The organism is Sneathiella marina, from assembly GCF_023746535.1.
GTDB lineage: Bacteria > Pseudomonadota > Alphaproteobacteria > Sneathiellales > Sneathiellaceae > Sneathiella > Sneathiella marina.
Genome location: NZ_CP098747.1, coordinates 424,165 through 445,227, shown reverse-complemented (window position 1 = coordinate 445,227; position 21,063 = coordinate 424,165). Strand labels below are relative to the sequence as shown.

General features: G+C 48.7%; 17 protein-coding genes and 1 tRNA gene. 11 read left to right on the top strand and 7 right to left on the bottom strand.

Annotated elements, in window-relative coordinates:
* Positions 1-9 precede the first annotated feature (9 nt).
* The 3 genes from NBZ79_RS02225 to NBZ79_RS02215 form a co-directional block, all read right to left on the bottom strand.
* A complete protein-coding gene (locus NBZ79_RS02225; protein WP_251935016.1) occupies positions 10-2,343 on the bottom strand; it encodes a 3-hydroxyacyl-CoA dehydrogenase/enoyl-CoA hydratase family protein in 2,334 nt (777 codons plus the stop codon).
* A 2-nt stretch (positions 2,344-2,345) separates the two neighbouring features.
* On the bottom strand, positions 2,346-3,482 hold the full coding sequence (locus tag NBZ79_RS02220; protein WP_251935015.1) for a thiolase family protein: 1,137 nt from the start codon (positions 3,480-3,482) through the stop codon (positions 2,346-2,348).
* A 130-nt stretch (positions 3,483-3,612) separates the two neighbouring features.
* Positions 3,613-4,053 carry a MerR family transcriptional regulator gene (locus NBZ79_RS02215; protein WP_251935014.1) on the bottom strand — a complete coding sequence of 147 codons (441 nt, stop codon included), beginning with the start codon at positions 4,051-4,053 and terminating at the stop codon, positions 3,613-3,615.
* Positions 4,054-4,188: 135 nt separating this feature from the next.
* Between NBZ79_RS02215 and NBZ79_RS02210 the strand changes: the two genes are divergently transcribed.
* Positions 4,189-4,518, top strand: a complete 330-nt coding sequence (locus NBZ79_RS02210; RefSeq protein WP_251935013.1) for an Mpo1-like protein — start codon at positions 4,189-4,191, stop codon at positions 4,516-4,518.
* Between the two features lies 1 nt (position 4,519).
* Here NBZ79_RS02210 and NBZ79_RS02205 read toward each other — a convergent pair whose 3' ends face one another.
* Entirely contained in the window at positions 4,520-5,548 is a 1,029-nt protein-coding gene (locus NBZ79_RS02205) for a glycosyltransferase family protein (RefSeq protein ID WP_251935011.1), read from the bottom strand.
* Between the two features lie 241 nt (positions 5,549-5,789).
* Here NBZ79_RS02205 and NBZ79_RS02200 point away from each other — a divergent pair, with 241 nt between their 5' ends.
* The 9 genes from NBZ79_RS02200 (at position 5,790) to NBZ79_RS02160 (ending at position 15,929) form a co-directional block, all read left to right on the top strand.
* Positions 5,790-6,710, top strand: coding sequence for a sulfite exporter TauE/SafE family protein (locus NBZ79_RS02200; protein ID WP_251935010.1), 921 nt, complete (start codon positions 5,790-5,792; stop codon positions 6,708-6,710).
* Between the two features lie 5 nt (positions 6,711-6,715).
* Entirely contained in the window at positions 6,716-7,483 is a 768-nt protein-coding gene (locus NBZ79_RS02195; RefSeq protein ID WP_251935008.1) for a TIGR02186 family protein, read from the top strand.
* A 134-nt stretch (positions 7,484-7,617) separates the two neighbouring features.
* Entirely contained in the window at positions 7,618-8,853 is a 1,236-nt protein-coding gene (locus NBZ79_RS02190; RefSeq protein WP_251935007.1) for an MFS transporter, read from the top strand.
* Between the two features lie 35 nt (positions 8,854-8,888).
* A complete protein-coding gene (locus NBZ79_RS02185; protein WP_251935006.1) occupies positions 8,889-9,719 on the top strand; it encodes a CoA transferase subunit A in 831 nt (276 codons plus the stop codon).
* Positions 9,716-10,450 (top strand): CoA-transferase, encoded by a 735-nt coding sequence (locus NBZ79_RS02180; RefSeq protein WP_251935005.1) that lies wholly within the window; start codon positions 9,716-9,718, stop codon positions 10,448-10,450. The genes NBZ79_RS02185 and NBZ79_RS02180 overlap by 4 nt, the downstream gene beginning before the upstream one ends.
* Before the next feature lie 62 nt (positions 10,451-10,512).
* The gene (locus NBZ79_RS02175; RefSeq protein ID WP_251935004.1) at positions 10,513-11,709 is read left to right on the top strand and encodes a CaiB/BaiF CoA transferase family protein; all 1,197 of its coding nucleotides are present in this window, start codon (positions 10,513-10,515) and stop codon (positions 11,707-11,709) included.
* Positions 11,710-11,815: 106 nt separating this feature from the next.
* Positions 11,816-14,146: a xanthine dehydrogenase family protein molybdopterin-binding subunit gene (locus tag NBZ79_RS02170; protein WP_251935003.1), complete on the top strand. Its 2,331-nt coding sequence runs from the start codon at positions 11,816-11,818 to the stop codon at positions 14,144-14,146.
* 9 nt (positions 14,147-14,155) lie between these two features.
* Positions 14,156-15,019 (top strand): DMT family transporter, encoded by an 864-nt coding sequence (locus tag NBZ79_RS02165; protein ID WP_251935002.1) that lies wholly within the window; start codon positions 14,156-14,158, stop codon positions 15,017-15,019.
* Positions 15,020-15,158: 139 nt separating this feature from the next.
* Positions 15,159-15,929 carry a crotonase/enoyl-CoA hydratase family protein gene (locus NBZ79_RS02160; RefSeq protein ID WP_251935001.1) on the top strand — a complete coding sequence of 257 codons (771 nt, stop codon included), beginning with the start codon at positions 15,159-15,161 and terminating at the stop codon, positions 15,927-15,929.
* Between the two features lie 44 nt (positions 15,930-15,973).
* On the opposite strand, the gene NBZ79_RS02155 is transcribed toward NBZ79_RS02160, so the two are convergent.
* The 3 genes from NBZ79_RS02155 to NBZ79_RS02145 form a co-directional block, all read right to left on the bottom strand.
* Positions 15,974-17,869, bottom strand: a complete 1,896-nt coding sequence (locus NBZ79_RS02155; protein WP_251935000.1) for a PhoX family protein — start codon at positions 17,867-17,869, stop codon at positions 15,974-15,976.
* A gap of 305 nt (positions 17,870-18,174) precedes the next feature.
* Positions 18,175-19,083, bottom strand: coding sequence for an HNH endonuclease (locus tag NBZ79_RS02150; protein ID WP_251934999.1), 909 nt, complete (start codon positions 19,081-19,083; stop codon positions 18,175-18,177).
* Between the two features lie 430 nt (positions 19,084-19,513).
* Positions 19,514-19,590 (bottom strand) — tRNA-Arg (locus NBZ79_RS02145).
* A 265-nt stretch (positions 19,591-19,855) separates the two neighbouring features.
* On the opposite strand from NBZ79_RS02145, the gene NBZ79_RS02140 reads away from it, so the two are divergent.
* Positions 19,856-20,995, top strand: coding sequence for a hypothetical protein (locus tag NBZ79_RS02140; RefSeq protein ID WP_251934998.1), 1,140 nt, complete (start codon positions 19,856-19,858; stop codon positions 20,993-20,995).
* Positions 20,996-21,063: the final 68 nt, after the last annotated feature.

The following is a 21,063-nucleotide window of genomic DNA, read 5'->3' as shown; positions in this document are numbered from 1 at the left end:
AAATCCCTTCTAGTTACGAAGTGGCTTGCCGGTCATGAGCATATGCTCGATGCGGTCAAGAGTTTTATGATTGCGAATGAGGGTCATGAAGCCATCACGTTCCAGTTGCAGCATTTTCTTTTCGCTGACTGGCTCTGTGATATCCGTATCACCACCCGTGACGACATGGGCCACCTGACCACCAACAACTGCATCATAAGCCGTCGCACGTCCCATGGTAACAAACCCTCCAACTGCCATATCAAAAGCGGCGGCAGCCGTCGGTCCTGGCAGGTTCACCTCAATGGCCTCTGGCGCTTCATACCCATCGACCATTGAAAGGGCTTTTGCTTTCGCATCCGCAAGAACCCGTTTACGGTTCATGGTAACGGAATCTCCCTCGCGAAGGATCAGCATATCCCGGGCTTCTGCCGCACTGGTCGCGACTTTCGCCGTGGAAATTGCTTCAAAAACCCCTGACAAGGCAGGCATTGCACCCCCGGGCCGCTTCTTGTTTGTCATGGCTCGCATTACAAGCTCTTTACAACCACCGAAGCCGGGAAGAACGCCAACGCCGACTTCTACCAAGCCCATGTAGCTTTCAGCGTGGGCCTGCACAGCGCTGGCCGCAAGAACAATTTCGCACCCTCCACCAAGAGCCATGCCCGCAGGCGCGGCGACAACAGGGAAAGGCGCATATTTCAATTTCATCAGCGCGTTCTGTCCTTCGCTGATGGAATTCTCGATCACTGGCCACATAGCGGCATTGGCGGCAAACAAGGCTAGACCCACATTGGCACCGACAGAGAAATTATCTGCATCGTTACCAATAATCAGGGCTTTAAATCCTTTTTTGTCAATTTTGCCCGCTTCAGTCAGCATGGCAACGACATCCTGATCGATGGAATTCATTTTCGTGTGCAATTCAAGGCAGGCAACACCGTCTCCGAGATCCCAAAGGCTGGCGCCCTTGTTTGCCTTGATAGGCTCATTCCCGCGTTTGATATCGGACAACATCCAGGCACCGTCAACCACAGGTACAACGGCATATTCACCTTCAGCCGTCATATAGTAAGCATCTGTACCTTCTTCTTTGAAAAGAGGACGATCACCTACCTTTTTCAAAAACTCCGGCACACGAAGACCTTCAGCTGTCAAGCGATCAACGAAATACTGATTGCCAAGCTGATCAAGTTGTTCGAACGGGCCATATTTCCACGCATACCCTGTTTTCATGGCCAAATCGATTGCGATGATATCGTCGGCAATTTCACCGACCAATGACGCGGCATAAGTAATAACCTTGGACAGGATCGTCCAGGCATATTCAGCGCCTTTATCGTCAAATTCCACCAGCGCCTGCAACCCCTTTTTGGCCGCCTTGACCGAACCCAATTGAGGCTTTGCGGCCTTGGCATATTCTCCAGTTTGAAGATTACGGGCTTCTTTGGTCTTTTTCCCGCCTTCTTTATTGATACGGTAAAACCCGCCTTTGCCTTTACGGCCCGTGTACCCATCCGCAATCATTGTGGAAATCATGGCATTCATTGGGTGGTTTTCATCATACTCTTGCGGGAACGGATCACTTTTTGGGAGTTCCGCAAGCATTGAAGCCGTCACTTTTGGTCCCAGGTCGATTCCCGTCAAATCACCAAGACCGAAAATACCGGTGGAGGGAATTCCCATGGGCTTGCCGCAAACGGCATCAGCCTCTTCAACGGTCAAGCCAAGATCATAAGCCGCTCGAATAGCAACGGATGACCAATAGATACCGACGCGATTACCGATAAAACCGGGCGTATCGTAACAATCAACGACTTCTTTGCCTAAAGCCACGTCCGCGAACTGACGGAGATCGTCAAGCACTTCTTTGCGAGTATGTTGGCCGCCCACCAGCTCAAACAACCGCATATAACGCGGTGGATTGAAAAAATGTGTAATTGCAAAATCCTGCTGGATACTTTCCGGCAATCCGTCCATCAATGTTTTCAATGGAATGGTAGATGTATTCGACGACACTATGGAACCAGCTTTACGGACAGTTTCCAGGCGTTTGTACAGGTCCTGCTTCAATCCCGGATGCTCGATGATCGCTTCAACGATCCAATCACAATCGGCAACCATGTCGAGATTGTCTTCAAGATTACCCGTTGCCACCAGGCGAGCGTTTTTCTTGTGCATAAAGGGCGCAGGCTTGGTTTTCAACATGGTAGCCACAGCGCCTTCGGCCAGCATGTTCCTGTTCTTAGCGCCCTCTGGAACGATATCCAGAAGAACAACGGGATATCCTGCATTGGTGACATGAGCGGCAATCGCTGCACCCATAACACCGGCGCCAATGACAGCTACTTTTTCAATAGCCATGATTAGCAAGCCTCCAGAACTGTTGCGATCCCCTGACCGCCACCAATACACTGGGTCGCAAGACCCAGAGATTTTCCTTCGCGCTGCAACAGGCTTGCGACCTTACCGGTGATCCGAGCGCCCGTTGCTCCCATCGGGTGACCCAACGCAATTGCACCCCCATCAAGGTTTGTATTGTCATAACTCATGCCAGCTTCTTTCAGAACAGCAAGAGACTGGGCTGCAAATGCTTCGTTCAGCTCGATGATGTCAATATCCTTGAGCGTTAATCCAGCGCGCGATAAAGCTTTTTCAGTTGCCGGAACCGGGCCAATACCCATGACTTCAGGGGCGCAGCCCGCGACTGCAATGGATTTGATCCGGGCCATTTTTGTCAGGCCGTTGGCGTCCGCATATTCTTCTGAACAAACCAGTGTCGACGACGCGCCATCGGTAAGTGGAGAAGATGTCGCTGCTGTTACCGTGCCTTCCGCATCAAAGGCTGGCTTCAAGCCTGCCAGGGTTTCCATTGTCGTTTCAGGCCGAATACAGCCATCCTGTTCAACCCGAATATTCCCGTCAACAATCGGAATTATTTCATCGTCGAATTTCCCCGCCTCACGTGCCGCGGCAGCGCGTGCATGGCTTTCGACTGCCATTTCCTCTTGCTCCTGGCGGGAAATCTTATACTGATTTGCCAGGTTCTCTGCTGTAATACCCATAGACACATAGGCTTCGGGATATTCTTTATAAAGACGTGGATGCGGGGCCGGGTTAAATCCGCCCATCGGAACACGTGTCATGCTTTCAATGCCGCCGCATATAAAGACGTCGCCAGCCCCCATCTGGATAGCACCTGCAGCCATATGAATGGATTGCATGGAGGAACCGCAGAAGCGATTTACCGTCGTGGCCGCCGCTGATTTTGGAATTCCGGCTAGAAAACTAATCATCCGGGCAACGTTCAAACCCTGTTCCGCTTCGGGAAACGCGCTTCCGAAAATGACGTCCTCGATGTCTTCTACATTCACGCCTGTTTTCTCGATAAGGCCCCGAACAACTTGCGCAGACATTTCATCAGGCCGAATTTTGACCATCTCACCCTTATTGGCAAGCGTGAAGGGGGAACGAGCGTACCCAGCTATTACCACGTTCTTCATTATCAGTGTTTCCTTTCAGACTGTCATATAATGCGACGGGCCATTCAAGACCGGGTCGCTGTTGTTCCATCAATCCTCAAATCGATCGAGGATGCATTTTTATGAATTCGCCTAACCTTGGCGCTAATCCTTAAGCTATTTTTTTACTAGTTTTTTTGCCGGCAACATTACCCGACGAAAGATGCTCTTCGAGATCTCGAATACCTTCTTCAAGTTCCGAAATTGCTTCATTTATGTCTTCACGCTGGCTGACGAGCTTAGATAGCTGATCTTTGCATTTCTTAAGAGTGTAGTTTAGCTGGTCGGTAGCTTCTCCTTCCGGAGAATACATATCCAGCATCTTTTTGATTTCCTGCAGACTAAAGCCAAGTCGTCGACCGCGAAGGATAATTTTAAGCCGTCCGCGGTCACTGCGAGAGTAGATGCGGGTTAATCCGTCTCGTTCAGGGCTGACAAGTCCTTTATCTTCATAAAACCGGATAGTTCGAGACGTCACACCGAATTCTTCAGCGAGATCTGCGATCGAATAACGGGCTTCATCCTCGACGTTGATTTTTGTATTTGCGTTCATATCAAATCCATCATTGTTATTGACAATGAGTATAGTTGACGTTTACGTAAACGTCAACATTGCCAAGTATAATTTTTACATGATCGATCTATGTCACCTATTGCACTCGTGGCTGGAATCAAGAAATAATAGAGCATGCAAAACAGAATACAGACATATTCCGAGTTTTGGCCCTATTATTTAAAGGAACACTCCTCTGCGCTTTGTCGCCGGCTACATTTTTTGGGCACTACCCTTGCACTTATTGGATTTGCAATTTTCCTGATTACTTTCAATCCAATTCTCTTATTGGCCTGCGCCGTCGGTGGATATGGCCCTGCCTGGATTGCGCATTTCTTTGTGGAAAAAAACCGTCCCGCAACTTTCACATATCCGATTTGGTCGCTTTACAGTGATTTTCGAATGTTTTTCTTGTGGTTATCAGGTCGCTTGCCCGATGAATTGAAAAAAGCCGGTGTTCCATAAATCAAGCTGAATACAAATCAGTCGGCCACTGATAGTCTTCGCTCAGTTTTTCTCGAAATGTAACTTCAGTTATATACTTCGTTACCAGTGTTTCATTGAATATTTCATGGCCACGACGCCATCCATTTCGGGCTATTTCGCGCGCTTCATCATCATGCAGGTTATAGTAGCCGATTAACTTAATCAGTTCATCAAAGTCATCATAGAACGCTAACTCATCATCTTTAAAAATCTGATCATATCCGGTCCTGCGATGGACAAGGGTCATCAACCCATTCCCGACATATTGTGACATTCTGTCAGAACTATAAAGCGGGAAGACTTCCCCGCGACTAAGATTTAAGCCCATTCGCGAATCTCCAATAGCGCGATGGTAGGAAATTCCAGACAAAGGCGGTTTACCGCGCATACCGAGGATCTCCATGGACTCATCGGGAAAAGCATCCAAAATCTTCGTGCCTATTTGGAACCGCTCACTATCCGGTTTGGCGTTCCCCATACCGTAGAATAACCGATGTTTCGGAGATGGGTTTTCAAATGCGCGAACACTATCAATACTTTTATCCAAAACATTTGGGAAAAAGCTCACTACGTTATTGTTACGTGCAAATTTTTGTAACTCTGGCCCTGCGGTCGTAATAAATGTCGCATCCGCGAGTTCAACATGCTTCATCGTTCTTTGAACCGTCTGATCCTGCCAAATTGCATCAAAATCGTAAAGAGCAATCTTAATATGCGGAACAGCCCGACGGATCTGCTTAAGAGTTCTCGCAAAAATTGGACCTGCATGCCCTATGAACAACAAGTCAGGCATAATATTTTTTGCGGTTTCAAGCAGGCGAATGTTAGCTGGAACCACACCAAATTTCCTGGATCGAAACACTGTCGACGCACGGGCAATATCTCGATCACTGAACTGGTAGACCTGATGACCATTTCTGACAAAACCGTTGGCTAGCTTTCTATTGGAATCGTAAAATGCAGTTCCATCGTGTTTTTCGTTAAAATTTCCGACATAGAGAACACGCATTCCACAACTATCCTTTTTCCAAACGAACTTCTGGTTAGCTTACGAACAGCAAGGTAACCTTTGAATTTCATTTAATTTAGCTAGATTACTGCCCAAAGTTAAATGATTTAATGGCTAATTACACAGCTATCAGGTCAAAAAAAAATCAGCAAGTGATTACAATTGCGTTGTTTTTATAGTATAGCGGGGAGAATCGTTAGAATGATCCCCATCTACTCCATGTAAAGGCCTCTTTTGCCGTATGTCAGTTTATCTGCCCATTGCTGAAATATCCGTCAATTTGTTTTTGATATTGGGTATGGGTGGGGCAGTCGGACTGTTATCTGGAATGTTTGGAGTTGGCGGTGGTTTTCTTATGACTCCCTTGCTGATTTTTATTGGTATTCCGCCGGCCGTAGCCGTCGCGACAGAAGCCAATCAAATTACTGCAGCTAGCGTCTCCGGAGTTCTCGCCCATTGGCGGCGCGGCAACGTTGATTTCAAAATGGGGGGCGTTTTGCTGGCCGGGGGTATCCTGGGATCCGGCTTGGGGACCTGGGTATTTACCGTTCTTAAAAACATGGGCCAGGTCGACCTGCTAATCTCTCTTTCTTACGTCATATTTCTGGGTGTCATCGGCAGCTTAATGTTCGTGGAAAGCATTAACGCATTGATCAAAACCAAAAAGGGAACAACGCGCCGAAAGAAATTACATCAGCATTATTGGATTCACGGGCTACCCTTCAAGATGCGGTTTCGTAAATCAAAGCTTTATATCAGCGCACTCATGCCCCTTGGTATTGGCACTCTTGTTGGTATTTTATCGGCAATCATGGGTGTCGGTGGCGGCTTTGTTATGGTTCCTGCCATGATTTACCTTCTTGGAATGCCCACAACTGTTGTTATCGGAACATCTTTATTTCAGATCATTTTCGTCACGGCCAATGTAACGCTGTTACATTCAATTAATACTCAAACTGTCGACGTCATGCTGGCAATGCTGTTGATGAGCAGCGCAGTTGTCGGCGCCCAAATCGGAACAAGAGTTGGCACCAAGATGAAGGGGGAACAGCTTCGTAGTCTCCTTGCACTAATGGTTCTGATTGTTTGCGCTAAATTAGCCTTCGACCTGATTGTAACACCGGATGATCTATATTCGCTTGGTGTGGCTGGGGGGCATTGAGAATAATGAAAAATTTCATATTGTTCTTATTTGTACTTGCCACGCTCAGCATGACAACTCCGCATCAATCGCCGGCCAGTACTCCGTTGGTAACAGATATCTCTTCTCATCTGATTTCTGTTACGTCTGACTTTACGGGCACAGAGCTATTATTGTTCGGCGCGACAGAAACAGGTGCGGATCTCAATTATTCAGAACATGGCGATGTCATCATCGTGGTTCGCGGACCGGAAGAAAAAGTGGTGGTACGCCGCAAAGACAGGGTCGCCGGTATCTGGGTTAATGCGGTATCCATCGAGTTCACCGGAGTCCCCAGTTTTTATGCAATAGTAAGCACAAAGCCCGTCGCTGACATTACTTCTGCAAATGTATTGAATAGGCTTAAAATTGGCCCGACCCGGTTAAGCTTTAAATCATCTGAAGCAGCGAAGGAAAGCCATCCTTTCCAGCAGGCCATAATTCGCAAGAAAACTGAAGAAAACCTCTATTCCGATCAGGAAACGGATATCCATTTCCTCGGGAATACCCTGTTCAGGACTAATATTGAATTTCCTGCGAATGTGCCTGTCGGCAATTATGTTGCAGAATTTTATCTATTCAGGGGCGGAGATCTCATTAGTGCTCAGACCTCTCCCCTCTTCATTAAAAAATCTGGCCTCGGTCGTACAATATTCGACTTTGCCCAAGATTATCCCGCCCTATATGGTATTGCGGCAATTCTCGTTGCCTTATTCGCCGGGTGGCTAGCGTCAGCAATCTTCCGCAAAGATTAACGCAATGAATATATCAATCCTTGAAATAATCTGGTAGTTTCGAGGAACATTCCCTTGCTGAGGATACGACACAGGTATTCCATAAATGCAACCTCATCTGCTCAAACAAGAAGAATAAAACCGGAGCGAGGCTTTTGAACACTACGAAACCGTCAGAATTTACGGCGATTGCGATGGGCATCCTTGCCCTTTGCTTTCTGATCGGCATGATTGGTCGTTTCTCCTTTGAGAATTTTCCGAATTTAGTATCGCCTCTCAGCAATGAATTTGGCTGGCCCCGTGGAACCATTGCCTCAATTTATTCTCTTGGCGCCCTCGTTACCGGTCTGACGGGGCCAATCGCAGGTATCCTATTTGACCGGCTTGGGCCAAGGAACGTGTACGGTATCGGTATCGTGTCTGGTGGCTCCGGCCTCATGCTGGCGGGCATGGCAGATAGTATCTGGTTCTTTTATCTGAGCATAAGCATACTTGTCGGTTTCTCAGCGGCCTGTTGCGGCAACGTCACCAATTCAGCTCTGGCCAGCCGATGGTTTCGGGAAAAATTGCCCCTGGCATTGGCCATAATCTACTCTGCGCTCGGTGCGGGAACTCTTCTGGGCCTGAGTTTGTCTCAAATTTTTATTTCTAGTTTTGGCTGGCGCCAGGCCGAATATCTACTCGGCTTGTGTGTTTTGGCCATACTTCCAATAATTTTGTTTCTACCCTGGAGAAAACTTGCCGCAGGGCGCAAAAGCCCTGTAACCGCGCTTCCTCATGCCGAAGCAACTTCGCCGATCCAATGGACGATGACAAAAGCATTAAGAACAATTCCGTTTTGGGGACTTTCTGCTGTTTTCTGCTTTACCGGCAGCGCCATGTTTTCTGTCATAATTCAGGCTGTTACCTATTTGATTGATGTGGGGTTGCCGCCGATTGAAGCGTCAGTCAGTTTTGGCATAACCGGATTATTCATTCCTGTCGGCATGATTGGATCGGGATACCTGATCCGGCGTATCGGTTTGCTGACAACAGCGATGGGAAGCTATGTCGTAACCTTTGCAGCTATTCTCTTTCTATGGTCCTTCGAACGCCCTGATCAGACTTGGGCTCTATACGGCTTTATATTCTGCTTTGGTCTCTCAATGGGATCTCGCGGCCCCATGATCGGAACCATTGCATCGCACCTATTCAGAGGGAAGAATTTTGGAACCATATATGGTAGCATTTCAGTCGGCAGCGGTATTGGCATGGCCAGTGGATCGTATTTTTCCGGCCTGCTATACGACCTGACCGGTACCTATGATGCAGTCTTTCTATATTCCGGTATATCCTTACTAATCGGCGCGGCGCCGTTTATCCTTGTCAGAGAGATGAGAAAGCAACCATAATGGCGGCGGGCAAATTAACAGGAAATAAGAAGCAAATGTCCTTATCAAATACGATAGTTGCGATTGATGAACTGGTTGATGCGATTTCAGATGGCGCAAAACTAGCTATTCCCGCCGATTACGCCGGTGTATCTATGGCGGCGACGCGAGCTATAATTCGCAAAGGAATCAAGAATTTGCATTTGGTCGGTGCGCCAACGACGGGGCTCCAGGCAGAGTTGTTAATTGGTGCTGGATGTGTCGAAACGCTGGAAAGCTCAGCCCTTACTTTAGGTGAATATGGCCCTGCGCCACGTTTTACTAAATCTGTGCGAGACGGGAGTGTGAAACTTGTCGACGCGACTTGCCCCGCCATTCATGCCGGACTGCAAGCGTCCCAAAAAGGAATCCCTTTTATGCCATTACGCGGCATCATAGGAAGTCATATTCTCGATCATCATCCGGATTGGATAACGCTGCAAAATCCGTTCGTCGAGTCAGAGGATCCTATAGTAGCTATTCCAGCAATTAATCCGGACTTTGCCCTGTTTCATGCTCCCTTTGCCGATAAAGAAGGAAATGTTTGGGTTGGCCGCAAACGTGAACTTATCAATATGTCCCATGCCTCCAAGTCAACACTCGTAACGGTCGATGAAGTTATCGATGGGAATTTGTTTGACGACGAAAAAATGGCCGCAGGTGTATTGCCGGCCCTCTACGTCACCAAGGTTTCTGAAGTCGCCGGAGGAAACTGGCCTCTACCTTTCTGGTTTACCGGTGGCGGAGATGACGAGCATTTGAAGATGTATATGCAAATGGCCGGATCTGATGACGGATTTGCTGAGTATCTTCAGCGTTATGTATTTGATGAAAGTGTTGGGGCATGAGCTTAAGTGACGATAAAAAAGCCCTGATTTGCTTGATTGCCGGCTTATTGAAGGATTGCAATCATGTCGCGGTCGGTGCCGCCTCACCCATACCAGGGGCAGGAGCCCTTTTGGCGAAAGCTGCTTGGGGAACTCCACAGCATGTAAATATCCTGGGGTCCGTTTCCAATAATTTCTTCACAGGCGGCGGGGGCGAGCTTTTCGATTGCGCCGCGCAAGGCCGCATAGATGCGTTTTTCCTAGGCGGTGGACAAATCGATGGAGAGGCAAATATTAACTTAATGGGACGTGGTGAGTATCCGCTTTCACAGCCGAGATGGCCGGGAACTTTTGGATCTGCTTACCTTTATTTTCTGGTGCCGAAAGTAATCTTATTTCGAGAAGAGCATTCGCGCCGAACGCTTGTCGATAAGGTTGACTTCATCAGTGCCCCCGGAACATCGGAAGATCATGTTTATAGAAAAGGTGGACCTTTCGGTTTATTAACCAGCAAGGGCTTTTTCCATTTCAACAAGGCCCAGAAACGCTTTTCCTTAATGTCCGTTCATCCAAGCAGTTCTTTGGAAGATATTCTTGATAATACGGGCTTCGATTTTGACTATTCCGCCGATGTTCCAACAACAGAATCTCCGGACCCCGCTCTTCTTCAGCTTTTGGAGCTGAAAGTACGAACCAAGATTGCCGAGGTTTATCCAAACTTCACTGAGACCATATTTGCAAAAGCAGGCTGAAGCACATAAATAGATATGGGTCTTGCCAATATACTCATCAACTGAAAGAAAAAAGGATTGTTATGTCAAGTAAAGGTGCCTTAACCGGATTGAAAGTGGTCGACCTCTCCCGCGTACTGGGCGGCCCTTTCTGCACGCAGATTCTTGGCGATCATGGCGCAGAAGTCATTAAGATTGAGCCACCTCAAGGCGATGAGACCCGCGGCTGGGGGCCTCCCTTTGATGAAAATGGACTGTCTGCTTACTTTTCAGGAACCAATCGCAATAAACGGTCAATTTCTCTGGATATCAGGCAAGATGAGGGCAAGGAAATATTGCTCAAGCTTCTTGCTGAAGCCGACGTGATGCTAGAGAACTTCAAGACAGGCAGTCTTGAGAAATGGGGATTGGGATACGAAGATTTTTTATCCAAGGAATTTCCACGCCTCATTCATTGTCGCGTGACCGGATTTGGCGCCGACGGTCCTTTCGGCGGTTTTCCAGGATACGATGCCGTTATCCAAGCCTGGGCGGGCCTCATCAGTATTAATGGCTCCCCTGAATCAGGGCAAGTTCGCCTCGGCATTCCTTTGGTGGATTTAGGCACGGGGATGAATGCGGTGATCGGGATCTTGATGGCAGTCAACGAACGACATACATCAGGCAAAGGTCAATCTGTTGAAGCATCCCTGTATGATACGGGCATTCAACTTCAGCACCCGCATGCACCAAATTATCTAATGTCTGGAAACCCTCCAAAACTTACAGGTAATTCTCACCCGAATATCGCACCTTATGATTTATACGAGACAAGCACGGTTCCGGTTTTTCTGGGAGTTGGAAATCATGGACAATTCACTAAGTTATGTGCGTCGTTAGGGGAGCCGGAATTGGCAAATGATCCCCGTTTTGCCGATAATGTTCTGCGGGTAAAAAACCGCGCGGATCTAAATGACGCGCTCAATCAATTGTTTAAGGGCAAGGACGGCGTCGCTGTTGCAACACAGTTGCTTGCCGCCGGTGTTCCGGCGGGTGCCGCAATGACAGTACCCGAAGCTTTGAACCATCCTCACACACGGCACCGTAATATGGTTGTCGAAAAAGATGGATATTCCGGCACCGGTGTCGCAGTAAAGATGAGCAGAACTCCCGGGTCCGTCAAGTCTGTACCACCCGCATTTGGGGCTCATGGAAGAGAAATCCTGGAAGAACTTGGCTTTGCCAAAGAAGAAATTAGCGATTTAATCGATAGTGGAATCGTCTGGGAACAACCAAAATAACAAGATCTGAAAAGCAGTTCTTGTTGTTATCAATGTTTGGCCTGATAGTATCTCTAACAAGATGTGATCGGCTAGATCATCACGCAATAATAAGTGGATCAAAAGAATGGTGAAATTCGGTGTAAATCAGTCTGTCGCTCGTGTCGAAGATATCCGCCTGGTAACAGGGGCCGGTGAATATACGGACGACATCAATATAGATGGCCAATTGCATGGCTTCATGCTGCGGTCGCCGGTTGCACATGCCCATATAAAATCCATAGATACTGATGAGGCAAAAGCATCGCCCGGTGTTGTAGACATAATCCTCGGCGCGGAAATGGCGGTAGATAATGCAAACGAGCTCCCCTGTATGATCCCGTTGAAAAACCAGGATGATAGTGATCGTGCAGATCCAGGGCACCCGACCTTAGCTGTAGACAAAGTCCGCTATGTCGGAGACAACATAGCGTTTGTTGTCGCGACAACCCTTGATCAGGCAAAGGATGCAGCAGAACTTATCGTTATCGATTTCGAAGAGCTGGATGTTGTAACTGAAACGAAAACTGCCAATCAAAATGGAAATCCTTTGGTCCATGACAAGGTAGAAAATAATGTGGCCTTTGACTGGGCGCAAGGGGAGGAAGACAATACGGACAGCGCCTTCGAAACGGCAGCACATGTTTGCTCGCTGGAGCTGATAAATAGCCGGGTCATTGTCAATTCCATGGAGCCACGCGGGGTTATTGCTGATTGGGACACCGACACTGAACGGATGACTTTATATTCCGGAACGCAGGGCGGCTGGATATTGAAATCCCTTCTGGCCAATGCTGTTCTGCATATTCCAGAGGAACAGGTGCGGGTTGTCACTCCGGATGTTGGCGGCGCTTTTGGTATGAAGATCTTCTTCTATTCCGAATGTGCAACTGCCGCCTGGGCCTCGCGCAAACTTGGCAAACCGATTAAATGGATGGGAGAACGGTCAGACGCGTTTCTTTCTGATACCCAGGGCCGAGACCATTACACGTACGCAAAACTGGCGTTCGATGAAAATCACAAAATTACGGGCATGAAAGTCACGTCAAATGCCAATCTAGGGGCCTATTTATCAACTTTTGGACCGCTCATCCCGACAGTAGCGACCGTGAAGGTGATGCCAGGTGTGTATGACATCCCAAATTTCTTCTATCGGTGCATCGGGGTGTTCACCAACACCGTTCCCGTGGATGCCTATCGCGGTGCCGGCCGGCCGGAAGCGATCTACATAATTGAACGGCTGATGGATTCGGCCGCAAAGGACCTGGGTGTACCGCCTGAGGAATTGAGGCGGAAAAACTTTATTCCTGCAGCGGCAATTCCCTTCACCACCTCAACAGGGTGTGTTTATGACAGTGGAGATTTTGAACGCATCATGAACCGGGCACTGGAAAAAGCCGATTGGAACGGCTTCGATGGCCGGAAATCCCAATCCGCTGCCAAAGGGTTGCGTCGCGGCATAGGCATGTGCTTTTACGTCGAAGCGACAGCGGGAAATCCGACGGAATCAGCCTTTATTCGATTTGAAGAAAACGACATCGTCTCTGTCTCCGTCGGCACTCAATCCTCGGGACAAGGCCATTCAACGGCTTATTCGCAAATTGTCGCAGAGCGGCTAGGTGTCCCGTTCGAAAATATTCGGATCGTTCAGGGCGATACGGATAAAATAAAAACCGGTGGTGGCACAGGCGGGTCCAGATCTCTTACGGTTCAGGGTCCCGCGATACATAAAGCCAGTGATGAAGTCATCGAAAAGGGCAAAGAACTTGCAGGTCATTTCCTGGAAGCGGCCGCGATCGATATTGAGTTTTCCGCCGAAGAGGGGGAATTTTCAATCGCCGGTACAGACCGGAAAATCAGTATTCTTGAAGTTGCCGCTCGTGCCAGAGGGCTCGGGCAGTTGCCGGAAAACCTGGCTGAAGGACTGGATTCAGAAGCAAGTATTACCCTGGAAGCATTCACATATCCAAATGGCTGCCACATTGCCGAGGTCGAGATTGATGAACATACGGGCACAACAGATGTCGTGCGCTATGTTATTGTCGACGATTTTGGTACCATCGTGAACCCGGCGTTGGTCCGGCATCAAGTGATCGGTGGGGTTGGCCAGGGAATTGGGCAGGCCCTAACCGAAAACACCGTTTATAGCGAAGATGGACAGCTTCTTACGGGTTCTTACATGGATTATGGCATGCCACGCGCCGATAATATTCCCCTGGACCTTACTTACGAGACCATTGAAATTCCCTGCACCATGAACCCCATGGGTGTCAAAGGATGTGGTGAGGCGGGCTGTATTGCAGCCCCGCCGGCTATCATCAATGCTGCATTGAATGGCTTAGAGGAACTTGGCGTTGATCATCTCGATATGCCAGCCACACCCCAAAAAGTGTGGGACGCCATTCAGCAAGCACGCTAGTCTCCTGACGTGATCAGTACCCAAAAGCCAGCGCTTGCCATCGCCTTAATGGTGCTCGCAATGCTTTTGGTGCCGGTCATGGATGGAACGGCAAAATTGCTTATGCAAGATTTTGACGTGGTCCAGGTTGTTTGGGCCCGTTATGCTTTTCATTTTCTGACGCTCATCCCCTTGCTGGCAATGAGTGGCCAGATCAAATTATCCATACCGACAAATATTAGGCTGCAGCTGGTCCGGGCTGCATTCCTGCTGGGCGATACCTTTTTATTCTTTGCAGCTCTCGCCTTAATCCCCCTTGCAAACGGGAAGGCCGTATTCTTCGTAGCGCCTCTGGTTATGACAGCCCTGTCACCGCTAATTCTAAAGGAAAAAGTAGGGCGCCGGAGATGGACAGCGGTTGCTATCGGATTTTTAGGCGCGCTTGTTATTTTACGCCCCGATGTTCAGGGCATCAGTTGGGGTTACGCTCTGGCTCTGGCTTCAGCGGTCCTTTATGCCCTTTACTTGCTGTATACGCGCAAATTGGCCAAATCGAGCCCTCCCATGGTTACGCTGCTTGTAACTGCGATCTTTGGAACGGTAATAATGTCCGTAGCTGTCCCTTTTTACTGGACTGCACCCGATTTGACTGGCTGGTTGCTGATGTTGGCGATGGGGGCCTTGGGGACCGTTAGTCACTATTTGATTATCAAAGCTTTTGAATGGGGCGAAATGCCTATGCTTGCCCCTTTCACTTATGCGGAAATTGTCAGTGCGAGTCTCTTCGGTCTTATGGTTTTCGGGCAATTTCCGGATCTCTGGACCTGGATCGGAATTACCATCGTGATTGTAAGCGGCATCTACATTTCCAGGCGAGAGTTCAAAAGAAACTAGATCAAAGGATCACACATACATTTTCTTCAGATATAGTAAGTCCAATAACTGCAATCTCAGGAATTGGACAGTGCTTGAAAGCTCGAAGCGGGTTTCGATCTTTTCGAGAGTATTCATTCGTACAAAAAGGAGAGCCCATATGGCACTAATAATCGAAAATGAGGGCCCGATAACGATCGTTAAGCTAAACCGGCCGCAAGCGCGCAACGCTGTCGACCCTGATACGGCGATGGAGCTGAGAGCTGCTTTTAAGGCATTTGACGAAGACAATACTCAGTCTGTTGCCATCTTGACGGGGGCAAACGGCATTTTTTGCGCGGGCTTCGATTTAAAAGTGGCGGCAAATGAAGGTCCGGATATCGGTCATGATCCAGATAGTGAGGGACCGATGGGGCCAACGCGTATGTTATTATCAAAACCGGTTATTGCGGCTGTTGAAGGATACGCGGTTGCTGGCGGACTGGAACTGGCATTGTGGTGTGATCTGCGCGTGGCCTCGCAAACCGCTGTCTTCGGCGTCTTTTGTCGCCGTTGGGGGGTTCCGCTTATCGATGGCGGCACGGTCCGTCTTCCCCGTCTCATTGGCCAGAGCAGGGCCATGGATATGGTTTTGACAGGCAGACCCGTCGAAATCGAAGAAGCCTATGAATTTGGTTTGGCCAACCGGAAAGTTGCCGCAGGACAGGCACTGGCCGAATCCCTCAAGCTTGCTCATGAAATCGCAAAATTCCCACAGCTTTGCCTGCGAGCCGACCGGATGTCAGCGCATCAACAATGGAACATGGATTTCCCGGACGCTTTGGTAAATGAAGCGAAAGGCGGGCTGAAACCCCTCAAAGAAGAAACGCAGGCCGGGGCGGCGCGATTTGCAGCAGGAAAAGGCCGGGGCGGAGATTTCAATAACCTTTAAAAGAGGTATCGCTAGAAATCCCCAGCCTCAACGGGATCAATTCCTTACCCCATGGTTTCACCGTCATCACGCGAAATGCCGATAATTGTTGATCTGGGAACGGAATCTCCCCCGTCGGGATAATGACTATTGCCTTTTTCACCGGGATGCTGGATGCCGACAAACATGGTTTTACGATCTTCGCTCCAGGTCAAACCTGTCACTTCGCATTCATTTGGGCCAACCATAAACCGCCGGATCTCACCTGTTTCAGGATCACCTACCAGCATCTGGTTATTTCCCATTCCGGCGAAATCGCCCTTGTCAGAATATTTACCATCTGTCTGGATCCATAGAAGTCCGGTCGAATCAAACTTTAAACCATCCGGTGAATTGAACATATTGTCTGCATTGACATTTTCCGACCCTGCATAGGCGTCCCGGTGAATTGCAGGATTGCCGGCAACCACGAATAGATCCCATTCAAATGCGTTCGACAGATGGTCACCATTTTTGGGTCGCCAACGGACGATTTGTCCGTAATTGTTCTCGGCACGAGGGTTTGGGCCACCTACGGGTGTTTCATCACCACCCTTATTGGGCTTTTTTCCTCTGTTTTTATTGTTTGTAAGGGCAACATAAATTTCGGCTTTTGACGGATGTGCTGCCACCCATTCCGGCCGGTCCATAGTGGTTGCGCCTACTGCAGAAGCCGCAAGACGCGTTAGAATGCTTATCTCTGCTTGCGATCTCATACCCGTTGTTTCAGGTGTCAAAGGCAGCCATTCACCCTGCATTTCATCGGTAAACTTCGCTGCATACAGAGTACCCTCTTCAAGAAGATCTGCGTTATCCCCACCTTCCTTGAACTGATCTTTACTGACAAATTTATACAGAAACTCGCCTCGCTCATCGTCTCCGAGATAGACAACGACCTGACCGTTTTTCGCCAGAACCAGCTCGGCATTCTCATGCTTAAACCGCCCAAGTGCAGTTCGTTTCTTGGGTGTGGAAGTTGGATCAAGAGGATCAATTTCAACTACATAGCCAAACCGATTTGGTTCTGTTGGATGCTTGCTGATATCAAATCGTTCGTCCTCAGTCGCCCAGGCATATCCCCAATCCTTGTTTCCGACGCCATAGCGTTTCATTTCTGCAGATGGAATAATTGACTCAATACTACTTGAAAAATACCCGTTGAAATTTTCTTCACAAGCAAGGTACGTGCCCCACGGTGTACGACCGTTCCCACAATTGTTCCACGTACCTTTAGCGAGAATACCTTGAGGGTCCTTCGCCGTTTTCATCAGGTCATGCCCGCGGGCCGGACCTGTTATTTCCATGGGGGTGTCCGCGGTGATCCGGCGGTTGTAGGGGCTGTCCTTGGCGATTTTCCATTTGCCGTCATCAACAACTATTTCGGCAACCGTTACACCATGCCCGGCTTTACCCTTATTGACATCATCGTTATTTTCGGGACGTTTGCTGTCGCGATTTCCATAAATAATACGTCTGTTTACATATTCATTATTGAAAACCAGAATACTTCTGCCGCCCTCTGGAAATAACGCCATTCCGTCGTTGTTATCACCAACAGCTTTTAATTGGCTTGCCGCAGTACCACGGCTTACCGAATCAAATTCAGTACCATCGGACCAAAGCGGATCTCCCCACTTTGTTACCACATGCCATCTATACCCATCAGGTACGGTAACTGTATCCTGCGCATTTGCCGGCACCTGTTTAAATTTAAACCGGCTTTCTGCTCGTGCTGAAAGGGGTGTAAGGGCCGTTGATCCTAAAACCAATGCACTGGCACCAAACGCAACTCCATGCCTCAAGAACCGACGCCTGGACAGCACCGTCTCGGTAATAGCCTCAAAGGCCGTTTCTACCGGCGGCGGGTTGTTGATTTCATCAAAATCGTCAAAAGATATTTCATCAGACACTGGCGTTGGCATTCTGCGCTCCTGCAAAATTAAACTCTGAGGACTTGGGGTTGCTTCCTTACTTGCGAACTATATAAAGAGGGCAGATTACCGTTTTATGTCAATAAAGAACAATTTGCGGCAGGTGATTATTCATGCGGCAGGTCCGGTGTATTTAAAATAACACTTTCCGGGAAGAAATGGCGCACCAAGGGGGATGAAGGTGGGCACTGGATTGAAGTTGATATCGCCGAATAGAAGACATTTTTGATGACTTGCAATTTACCGCCCATAGCTCGTCAGGAATGGAAGGTCCAATTTCTAAGAAGCTCATTGGTTCAAACCTTGAAGCAATTCTCTCGGTGCCATTTCAGGAAGCTTGGATGTGGTTGGTTGACTGGAAGCCCAGGGACAATGGCTTTTCCACTTCTGTTGATTAGGCTCTCGACGCTATCAGGATTGTTGACGTGGCGCGAAATCATGATTTCATGATCATCAGTCAAACCAATTAGCCCTCGATCAAACATCCAATGGGCGGTGCCAGATAGAGCGATCCCGTTGCTCAGGATGTCAGGACCATTGGCTTCAACGGGCTTGATATGGGCGGCATCAACTTCTGCCCGGCCACCTCCATTGATAAGCTGCAGGCCGGTAATTGCGCATCTCTTATCATAGGCTTTGAGAACAAGTCGGCGGAACAGTCGGTCTCGAACCACACGCGAGGTCATTTGGTTGACGCGGACACGAGGTTGTTCAAAAACATACGGTGCCTGATCTTCAGCCATACCAGGAAATGGTTGATCCTCTTTGATGTCTCCGATACGTGGTAATTCCGGCTGCTGTTCATCAAAGCCGAGCTCTAAAATTCTGTCGAAATCTTCTGGCAGGATTGGCCGCACGGCGGACTGAGCTCGGCCAGACAACTTACCTTTCTCATTGAGAAGCCCTCTTTCGACGATATTTGTGCCATCATTGAAAGGGACGGGATTAATGAAATCCAAGTAGCTGCCTTGCTCTATCAATGCCAGGTACATGTTTTCCATAGTCGGATCAGGGACCACCTTCTCTACCTTGGCTATGGCAAAGTATCCACGCGTATTTTGGACCTTGCTCGGTTCCAGATATACGATCCAGTTCTGGACACAGGCTTGAACACGGGTCAAGTAGTTGCCCGGAAACTGATATCGCTCAGCCGGGGTGTCATCATATCGCGAATCTGACCGGTGAATAAAAACGCCAAGTCCCATGCTTGAGATCTATCACGGTTCAACCACCGGATCCAGAGTGTCTGTAAAACTCGATTTAGTTGATAACAAATTCATGTTGTTATTGTGAGTTGGTCAAGTTCCTTCAACATTGTGAACAAGCCAACTTAATTCTTGATGCCTGTAATGTCGGTATGAAGCACAAGATTTGGCAGTAGCAGCGAAAGTCTGTTTCCTGCCCTTTTTTGGGCTTAGCGTTAAGTTGTGTGTTGATCAATTTGTCTGCCCATTTGGCTTTAACGCGAACCAGTGTTGCACGTTAGAAACGCAACTTAACTCGCTCCAAGATATCGATCGTAAGTACTGAATTACCTCGAAGCTTATTAAATTGTACTGATTGAGAATGGCGCGCCCGTTCGAACATAGTTCGAACTCTTGTTTAAAAAGAAGGTTGGCCATATCCGGGAAGAAATGGCGCACCGGGGAAGATTCGAACTCCCGACCCCTAGATTCGTAGTCTAGTGCTCTATCCAGCTGAGCTACCGGTGCGCAAAGCAGGCTTTTTAGCCTGACAAGTGAGGATGCAGCAATTGCCGCACCTCCGAGGATCGGGAAATTAATCAAAAGGGTTGGGCATTGCAAGCGATTAAACGAAAAAAGTGGAAATAGTTGCTGGAAAATCGGTTCTTGTCGCCAAGCCCGACATTGGCTAGTATCTGGCACTCGATTTATTTAATCGGGATATATGGAAGCGAGACTTCGCGACCCCGTCGCGGGTGCTTGCGAGCATAGAAACAAAGAGTGTTTTACAACTATGAAATTCAACATTACCCGACCCCTTACGGTTAGCGCTATTTTGCTGCTTGCCAGCTGTTCATTTGTCGATGACAAGTTACTACCACCGCTAACGGGCGATGAGGCTCCGGCAACATCAACAGATGCTGTCGCGATCGCTCCATCCAAGGCTGAGGGTAATCCTGATCCTACTCTAACAACAACGGCCGCTGCACCGGTTATGGCGGACAAGGTCAGCCGCTATCAGTTGCCGGCAATCACACCAGCTCCCAGCACAGGAACAGTCGTCGGCGAACGTGTTGAAGGTCTCCGCGGTGAATTGGCTGGCCTGCAGCAGCGGATCAACCAGCACAGTGCACAATTTGAACAGCTTCAAGCAGCAACAACATCAAATTCCCAGCAATATCACGGGACGATGGCGGCTATAAATGCCCGCCTGCAAATCGGCACGACCAAGGGAAACCCGATTCTGATAAATCAGTGGAATGATGCGCAAAAAGGCCTCGAGAAAATTGCCGATGATGTCTCGCAAATGAATAGCCTGGCGAACACTGTTTCAGCGGACGCCAATGAAGCCGGATATTTACTTGAGTCAACAAAATCCACCTTCGAGCTCAGCGGCGCAATTGAAGAGGATCACCGGCAATTGACGGTTCTGGAAGATGAAGCCAGCAGAACCTCGGTGATTGCAAACCGTCTGCTAAGCCGGCTTTCAGGGGATATTGCTCGGCAAACCTCTTATGTGGGTGCGGAGCGGGCGAATCTGACAAATCTTTCTGACGCCATAAAAAATGGTGGCTTCCTGGGCAGCGCCGGCACCAGAGACTACTTAAAGACGACCTCGGCATCTGATCCGCTAACAGGCGGCACAAACGCCCTGGTTATCATTCGGTTCGACCGCGAAGATGTGGCCTATGAGCAGGCGCTGTTCGAAGCGGTCAGCCAGACAATGCAGCAACGGCCGCAATCCAGCTTCGATGTCGTTTCCATCTCACCCTTGCAAGGAGATGTTGGTGCAAATCAGGCGCAGTCAGCCCGCAATGCGGAAAAGGTATTTCGTTCTTTGACAAATATGGGATTGCCGCCGTCTCGCGTAAACCTGTCCGCAACTTCGAACACACAAGTTGCGTCAAATGAAGTTCATATATTCGTACGGTAGACGCATATTCGTACGATACTCACCTTTAAAATTGCATGCAGCGGCTGATAATCAGCCGCTTTTTTTAT

What these genes read in the sequence shown, in the direction of transcription:
- NBZ79_RS02225 (WP_251935016.1), bottom strand. Translation starts at nt 2,343, where the DNA reads ATGGCTATTGAAAAAGTAGCTGTCATTGGCGCCGGTGTTATGGGTGCA.
- NBZ79_RS02220 (WP_251935015.1), bottom strand. Translation starts at nt 3,482, where the DNA reads ATGAAGAACGTGGTAATAGCTGGGTACGCTCGTTCCCCCTTCACGCTT.
- NBZ79_RS02215 (WP_251935014.1), bottom strand. Translation starts at nt 4,053, where the DNA reads ATGAACGCAAATACAAAAATCAACGTCGAGGATGAAGCCCGTTATTCG.
- NBZ79_RS02210 (WP_251935013.1), top strand. Translation starts at nt 4,189, where the DNA reads ATGCAAAACAGAATACAGACATATTCCGAGTTTTGGCCCTATTATTTA.
- NBZ79_RS02205 (WP_251935011.1), bottom strand. Translation starts at nt 5,548, where the DNA reads ATGCGTGTTCTCTATGTCGGAAATTTTAACGAAAAACACGATGGAACT.
- NBZ79_RS02200 (WP_251935010.1), top strand. Translation starts at nt 5,790, where the DNA reads ATGTCAGTTTATCTGCCCATTGCTGAAATATCCGTCAATTTGTTTTTG.
- NBZ79_RS02195 (WP_251935008.1), top strand. Translation starts at nt 6,716, where the DNA reads ATGAAAAATTTCATATTGTTCTTATTTGTACTTGCCACGCTCAGCATG.
- NBZ79_RS02185 (WP_251935006.1), top strand. Translation starts at nt 8,889, where the DNA reads ATGTCCTTATCAAATACGATAGTTGCGATTGATGAACTGGTTGATGCG.
- NBZ79_RS02180 (WP_251935005.1), top strand. Translation starts at nt 9,716, where the DNA reads ATGAGCTTAAGTGACGATAAAAAAGCCCTGATTTGCTTGATTGCCGGC.
- NBZ79_RS02175 (WP_251935004.1), top strand. Translation starts at nt 10,513, where the DNA reads ATGTCAAGTAAAGGTGCCTTAACCGGATTGAAAGTGGTCGACCTCTCC.
- NBZ79_RS02170 (WP_251935003.1), top strand. Translation starts at nt 11,816, where the DNA reads ATGGTGAAATTCGGTGTAAATCAGTCTGTCGCTCGTGTCGAAGATATC.
- NBZ79_RS02160 (WP_251935001.1), top strand. Translation starts at nt 15,159, where the DNA reads ATGGCACTAATAATCGAAAATGAGGGCCCGATAACGATCGTTAAGCTA.
- NBZ79_RS02155 (WP_251935000.1), bottom strand. Translation starts at nt 17,869, where the DNA reads ATGCCAACGCCAGTGTCTGATGAAATATCTTTTGACGATTTTGATGAA.
- NBZ79_RS02150 (WP_251934999.1), bottom strand. Translation starts at nt 19,083, where the DNA reads ATGGGACTTGGCGTTTTTATTCACCGGTCAGATTCGCGATATGATGAC.
- NBZ79_RS02140 (WP_251934998.1), top strand. Translation starts at nt 19,856, where the DNA reads ATGAAATTCAACATTACCCGACCCCTTACGGTTAGCGCTATTTTGCTG.